Annotated in this window: 3 protein-coding genes and 2 tRNA genes; 3 read left to right on the plus strand and 2 right to left on the minus strand. The window is 54.8% G+C overall.

Features of this window, described 5'->3' with window-relative positions:
- The first annotated feature begins 206 nt into the window (after window positions 1-206).
- From DCS96_RS04475 to DCS96_RS04485, 3 genes are all read left to right on the plus strand, one after another.
- The gene (locus DCS96_RS04475) at window positions 207-5,042 is read left to right on the plus strand and encodes an NAD-glutamate dehydrogenase (protein ID WP_116473133.1); all 4,836 of its coding nucleotides are present in this window, start codon (window positions 207-209) and stop codon (window positions 5,040-5,042) included.
- A gap of 43 nt (window positions 5,043-5,085) precedes the next feature.
- Window positions 5,086-6,108, plus strand: coding sequence for a quinone-dependent dihydroorotate dehydrogenase (pyrD, locus tag DCS96_RS04480; RefSeq protein WP_116473134.1), 1,023 nt, complete (start codon window positions 5,086-5,088; stop codon window positions 6,106-6,108).
- Between the two features lie 97 nt (window positions 6,109-6,205).
- On the plus strand, window positions 6,206-6,748 hold the full coding sequence (locus DCS96_RS04485) for a cell division protein ZapC (RefSeq protein ID WP_116473135.1): 543 nt from the start codon (window positions 6,206-6,208) through the stop codon (window positions 6,746-6,748).
- Between the two features lie 161 nt (window positions 6,749-6,909).
- Here the strand turns inward: DCS96_RS04485 and DCS96_RS04490 are convergent.
- Window positions 6,910-6,986 (minus strand) — tRNA-Met (locus tag DCS96_RS04490).
- A 50-nt stretch (window positions 6,987-7,036) separates the two neighbouring features.
- Window positions 7,037-7,113 (minus strand) — tRNA-Met (locus DCS96_RS04495).
- Between the last annotated feature and the right edge of the window lie 17 nt (window positions 7,114-7,130).

Raw genomic sequence — 7,130 nt, forward strand, 5'->3', positions numbered from 1 at the left:
ACAATTCAAACGTAATCAGCACATTGTTTTGTTAAACCCATTGTTGTCATTGATTATATTCCGCTCACAAGTGACCTGCTCGATATTTTTAGATATTTTATAACGGGTTTACTCGCATTATTATTACCCCGGGCTTACACTGTTTTCGTCCCATTGGGGCTAGTCACACCCCATGGTTATAGCCTGTACCCGAGGAAAATCGCGCCATGACTTTTAGAGACGCAGCAGCATCCGTTCTGCTTGAAAACGTCAACCAGCTTATTGAAAAGAAGTTTCCTGATAACCTGTCTCCCCTGGTCAATACCTTTGTTGCCAAGCTCTATGGTGGCATGACCCATGATGATCTGAATCACCGTAATGACAGCGATCTCTACGGTGCCGCCATCAGCCTGTGGAATGCCTTTGAAACCCGTCCCGATCAAGAACCCTATGTACGGGTCTATAATCCCGAGCTGTCCCGCCATGGCTGGCAATCCCCCCATACCATAGTCGAGCTGATCCTCAAGGATGCCCCTTTCCTGGTAGATTCGATTCGCATGGCCCTGAGCCGACTGGGGATCACCGCACACCTGATGTTGCACCAGCCCATGCACCTGCAACGGGATGAAGAAGGGCGTCTGCAGCAATTTCTGAGCAGCAAGGACAAGCTACCCCAGAAACGCGCCGAAACGGCCTTCCTGATCGAGATAGACCGGCAGACCAAGGAAGAATCAAGGGAAACGCTGCGCAGTGAATTGTTGTCCGTGGTGCGGGAGGTGGCGTTGGCGGTCGGAGACTGGCAGCCGATGAAAGCCCAGTTACAATCGGTGATCGATGAATTGCCGAAGCAGACCAAGAAGGCCGACCCGGAAGCACTGAAAGAAACCCTGTCATTTCTAAGCTGGGTGGCGGATCACAATTTTACCCTGATGGGCTATCGTCGCTATCATGTTTCCGCCATCGAGGGTGACTATGAATTACGGCCCGAGGTCGAGTCCAGCCTGGGTATCATGAGAAACGCGCCCCATACGGATGCACTGAAACTGAGCAGCCTGACGGACGCCGGCCGGCAGGCCGCCTTCAGCCAGGACATGCTGGTACTAACCAAGACCAATCATAAATCCCGGGTGCACAGGCCCGCTTATATCGACTACATCGGAGTGAAACGCTTCGATAAAGATGGCAAGGTGATCGGTGAAGATCGTTTTATCGGCCTGTATGCGTCCAGCATCTATAACACCAGCGCCATGCAGATCCCGCTGATCGGCGCCAAGCTGAAGCGTATCATCGACGCTTCCGGCCTTGAAGTCGGCTCCCATGCCTATAAGGCCCTGCTCAATATCCTTGAAACCTATCCACGGGATGAGCTGATCCAGGCCAGTGAAGATGAAGTGCTGGAAATCGGCATGGGGGTACTGGGCATGCAGGAACGGGACAAGCTCCGGCTGTTTGTCCGCCGGGATGTCTTCGGGCGCTTTTTCTCCTGCATGGTCTATGTCACCAAAGAGCGCTACAACACGGCCCTGCGGGAAAAAACCCAGCAAATCCTGCAACGCTATTTCGGCTCGGATGAGCAGGTGGAATTTACTACCTATTTCTCCGAAGGCGTACTGGCGCGTACCCATTACCTTATCCGGGTACAAAATAATTCCATGGATATAGATGTGAACGAAATCCAAGCCAACCTCAACGAAGCCGCCCGCAGCTGGGAGGACAAACTGGAAAGCGCCCTGTCCGCCAGCTACGGTGAGGCCGAAGGCAATCATCTCAAGCATAAATACCGTAATGCGTTTCCCCGCTCCTATACCGAACAGGTGATGCCGGGCTCGACGGTCGCCGATATCGAAAAGCTGGAAGCCCTCAACGATCAGAACCAGTTGGGTATGCTGTTCTATCGCGCTCAGGAAGAAGAGCGGGATTCCAGTCGGGTACGGCTCAAGCTGTACCACAGGGCCGAGCCCATCCACCTGTCCGACGTCTTGCCCATGCTTGAAAATATGGGGTTGAGGGTCATCGGTGAGACCCCCTATGAAATTACCTGTCCGTCAGAGACCTTCTGGATCCTGGACTTCTCCATGCTCTATACCGGCCAGCCCCTGGATCTGGATGCCAGCCAGGAGCGATTCCAGAAAGCCTTCGCCCAGGTCTGGAACAACGAGCTGGAAAATGACGGTTTTAACCGACTGGTCCTGGAAGCCAGCTTGACCGGCCGGGAAGTCAGCGTCCTGCGTGCCTATGCCAAGTACATGCGTCAGACCGGTGTCACCTTCAGCCAAAGCTATATTGAGGAAACCCTGTCCCGTTACCCGCAACTGGCGGCCCAGCTGTTCGGCCTGTTCCAGCGCCGGCTATCGCCCCGCCTGAAGCAGGATCCCAAGCAGATGCAGAAACTGCATCAGCAGCTGATCGAGCAACTGGATCAGGTGGCGAACCTGGATGATGACCGTATCATCCGCCGCTATATGGAAATGATAGAGGCCACCCTCAGGACCAACTTCTATCAGTACGCGGCCGATGGCAGCGAGAAGCCTTATATTTCCTTCAAGATGGCGCCGGACTCCATCAGCGACATGCCGTTGCCGCTGCCCAAGTTCGAGATCTTCGTCTACTCGCCACGGGTGGAAGGGGTACATTTACGCTGGGGCAAGGTAGCCCGGGGCGGGCTGCGCTGGTCCGATCGCCGGGAAGATTTCCGTACCGAGGTGCTGGGCCTGGTGAAGGCGCAGCAGGTCAAGAATACCGTGATTGTTCCGGTCGGTGCCAAAGGGGGCTTTGTCTGCAAGCAGCTGCCCGAAGGAGACAGGGCCGCCTTCCTGAAGGAAGGCCAGGCCTGCTACCGGTTGTTTATTCGCGGCTTGCTGGATGTGACCGACAACATCATCAAGGGTGAGGTTATCCCGCCGAAACAGGTGGTCCGCCATGATGAGGATGACTATTATCTGGTGGTCGCCGCCGATAAAGGGACGGCGACCTTCTCCGACATCGCCAACGAAATCAGTGCCGAATACGGGCACTGGCTGGGTGATGCCTTCGCCTCCGGTGGTTCGGTCGGTTACGATCACAAGAAAATGGGGATCACCGCGAGGGGCGCATGGGAGTCCGTCAAGCGCCACTTCCGTGAACTGGATATCGACTGCCAGCAGAGCGAATTCACCTGTGTCGGCGTGGGCGACATGGCCGGCGACGTGTTCGGCAACGGCATGCTGCTGTCCAAGCACATCCGCCTGGTCGGTGCCTTCAACCATATGCACATCTTCATCGACCCCGAGCCCGATGCGGCCAGCACCTTCAAGGAGCGGGAGCGGCTGTTCAACCTGGCTGGCTCCAGCTGGGATGACTATGACAGGTCGCTGATTTCCGAAGGCGGCGGCATCTTCCTGCGCTCGGCCAAGTCCATCAAGCTCAGCCCGCAGATGAAAAAACTGCTGGGTACCCAGAAGGCCAGCCTGACACCGACCGAGGTCATCCGCCAGCTGCTGACGGCCGAAGTTGATCTATTGTGGAACGGCGGCATAGGTACCTATATCAAGTCTGTCGGTGAAAACAACAGCGAGGTAGGTGACCGCGCCAACGATGCGGTTCGGGTCAATGGTAGAGAGGTGCGAGCCAGAATTGTCGGTGAAGGCGGCAACCTGGGTTGTACCCAACTGGGTCGGATTGAATATGCCGCCAATGGCGGTCGCATCAATACCGATTTTACCGACAACGTGGGCGGGGTGGACTGCTCCGATAACGAAGTCAACATCAAGATCATGCTCAATGCCCTGGTTGATAAGGGCGAGCTGACCATGAAGCACCGTAATCAGCTGCTCTATGATATGACTCAGGACGTGGCCAAGATAGTACTGACCAACGCCTATCGCCAGTCACAGACCATTTCGGTTACCGCCCATCACAGTGGTTCCCAGCTGAAAGAGCATCAGCGCTTTATGCAATGGCTGGAGCGCGAAGGCAAGCTGGATCGCAACCTGGAACATCTGCCCAGCGATGAAGAGCTGACCGAGCGCCTGGCATCCGGGCGGGGCCTGACCCGGCCAGAGCTGGCCGTCCTGGTGGCCTATGGCAAGATGGTATTGAAGGAAATGCTCAATATCCCCGAGCTGACCGAAAATACCTATATTGCCAAGCTGTTGCCGGTCAGCATGCCCAAGCCGTTGGTCGAACGTTTTGGTGATGCCCTGATGACACATCCGCTGCGTGGGGAAATTATCGCCACCCGGCTGGCCAATATGATGGTCGACGACATGGGCTTTAACTTCGCCAACCGGATGCTGGACGAAACCGGTGCGACCATCGCCGATATCGCCATCAACTATGTTATCGCCCGGGATATCTTCGGCATGAATGACCTGATGCGGGACATAGAAGCACTGGACAACCAGGTTTCGGCCGAGCTGCAGCTGGACATGTTCTACCAGACCCGCCGCATGGTCCGCCGCGCCACCCGCTGGCTGCTGCGTTCCCGCAACCGGAATATGGGCATTGAAGAGACCATTGCTCAGTTCGGCCCCGCCTATGCGACCTTGAGCGAGCGCCTGTATGAAGTCATGGTGCCGTCCGAGGTGGTTGAACACAAGGCTGCCGTTGCCAGGCTGGAAGAGCGGGGCGTTCCCACCTCGGTAGCGAGCCGCGTCGGCCATATGAGCAGCCTGTTTTCGGCTCTGGACCTGGCCCAGGTGGCGGCAGAGCACGAGCGGGATATCTGCGTGGTTGCCGAGCTGTATTTCCACATGGGGGCCAAACTGGATCTGCACTGGTTCCTGGATCAGATCAACCAGCAGGCGGTGGGCAACCACTGGCAGGCACTGGCCCGGGCGGCCTTCCGGGAAGAGCTGGATTACCAGCAGCGCAGCCTGACGTCGGTTATCCTGAAAAGCTGTAAAGCCAAGGGTGAATGCGCTATTATGCTCGACCAGTGGCTGAATGAGCATGAACAACTGCTGAACCGTTGGCAGCAATTGCTGGCCGACTTCAAAACCTCGGGTAGCCATGAGTTTGCCAAATTCTCGGTTGCCCTGCGGGAGTTGAACCTGCTCAATCTGAATTGTCTTAACGCTGTCTGAACAGCGTAAGCACAAAAGCCCCGGCCATGACCGGGGCTTTTTTATGAGGAAAATAAGCGTGTATTCACTGGCTAAAGCGGCTCTTTTTCAATGCGACCCGGAAAAATCCCACGAACTGACCTTAAGCTTGCTGGCCAAGACCCAGCATACCCCCCTGGCGGCCCTGTACCGCCGCCCCATCATTAATAATCCTGTTTCTGTTATGGGGCTGAATTTTGCCAATCCGGTCGGCTTGGCGGCAGGCCTGGACAAGGACGGGGAATGTATTGATGCCTTTGCCGCCATGGGCTTTGGTTTTATCGAGATAGGTACGGTAACGCCTCGTCCTCAGGCCGGTAATGACAAGCCCAGGCTGTTCAGGGTCAAGCCTGCCGAGGCCATTATTAACCGCATGGGCTTTAATAATAAAGGCATAGATAACCTGATCGAGAATGTCAAAAAGGCGCGTTATAACGGAATTCTGGGGATCAATATCGGTAAAAACAAAGATACCCCGATAGAGCATGGCAAGGACGATTATCTGATCTGCATGGAAAAAGCCTATGCCCATGCCAGCTATATTACCGTGAATATCTCGTCGCCCAATACCCCTGATCTGCGCTCATTACAGTATGGGGATGCGCTGGATGATTTGCTCTCGTCGTTGAAAGAAAAGCAGGCTGTTTTGGCTGCAACCCAGAATAAATATGTGCCTCTGGTCGTTAAAATAGCACCGGATCTGTCGTCGGCCGAGACCGAGCAGATTGCTGACAGCCTGGTGCGCTTTAATATCGATGGCGTGATCGCCACCAATACCACCCTGGAGCGCGGCTTGATCTTCGATCTGCCCCACGCCCACGAAGCGGGTGGCCTGAGTGGGCGGCCGGTACAGAATAAAAGTACCCAGGTCATTCGCGAGCTGGCCGGATACCTGGATGGCAAGCTGCCGATTATCGGGGTAGGGGGTATAGATTCATTAACGGCGGCAAGAGAAAAGGTAGCGGCGGGCGCCAGTCTGGTGCAGCTGTATTCCGGTTTTATTTACCATGGGCCCGGCCTGGTTCATACCCTGGCGAGACACCTTTAAGTTAATCTGTGAACTAAATATTTGCCCCTGACCTTAAAATAAAATATATATGAGAGGGTTAGGGGTATATTTTTAATGACTTGAAGGCGACATCTGGATGCTGCTACAACCGAACGATAGTTGGCGCTGGTTTTTCGGAGAGGAACGGCGCCTGATGCTGGATCTGGGTGAAGAGATGCTCTTTGCCACCGGCTATTTGAAAAAACACCTGGTTTGTGGTGATAATTCAACCATGGGCTTTTCCGTTGAGGATACCGGGCTCTATTACATCTTTCTCGACAAGCTTGCCAATCTGGGCTCGGCGGCACAAAGGGTTCAAATGGCACTTAATGGTGTGGCGGTTGCCCGGTTTTATAAGCCATTGATGCCCCAGAGCTGGTTCTTTGTGCCTCAGGCCGACTACCACCAGCCTCAGCTGGGTGAGGTAATCGCGCTTGAGTGCGATAGTGGCCGGCTGACCATGATGGTGGTGGAAACCTCGCCCTCGGCTTCTGTGTGTATTTCACTCTCGGCACAGACCGAGCTGAACGAGACAAAGTCACTACCGACCTTTGGCGCCATTAAGGTCATGAACGATCGGCTGATCAGCCTGGACTGGGAAGAACAAAGGTTGGAAATGGACAGCAGAAGGGCTGGATGAAGGAATATTCAGGAAGATCTGAAACACCGATAGCAGGTGAGTATTCGGACTAGATGGAAATTTTCGGGCAGGGTAGGGTGTTAATCGAAGCGGTACATCAAGTTGATTGCGCAAGCAAGACAAGAGATTTAACCGACGCCTTACATGCTGTTACACCAAGTTGGTTGCGGGAGCCGGATTTGAACCGACGACCTTCGGGTTATGAGCCCGACGAGCTACCAGGCTGCTCCATCCCGCGTCCGATACTTAACGTCTACTTACACACACTATTACTTTGTTACATCAAGTTGGTTGCGGGAGCCGGATTTGAACCGACGACCTTCGGGTTATGAGCCCGACGAGCTACCAGGCTGCTCCATCCCGCGTCCGATACTTAACGTCT

The sequence above is a fragment of the Zobellella maritima genome (assembly GCF_003075035.1).
Lineage (GTDB): Bacteria > Pseudomonadota > Gammaproteobacteria > Enterobacterales > Aeromonadaceae > Oceanimonas > Oceanimonas maritima.

Coding starts and splice junctions, on each gene's coding strand:
- DCS96_RS04475 (WP_116473133.1), top strand. CDS start 207: ATGACTTTTAGAGACGCAGCAGCATCCGTTCTGCTTGAAAACGTCAAC.
- pyrD (WP_116473134.1), top strand. CDS start 5,086: ATGAGGAAAATAAGCGTGTATTCACTGGCTAAAGCGGCTCTTTTTCAA.
- DCS96_RS04485 (WP_116473135.1), top strand. CDS start 6,206: ATGCTGCTACAACCGAACGATAGTTGGCGCTGGTTTTTCGGAGAGGAA.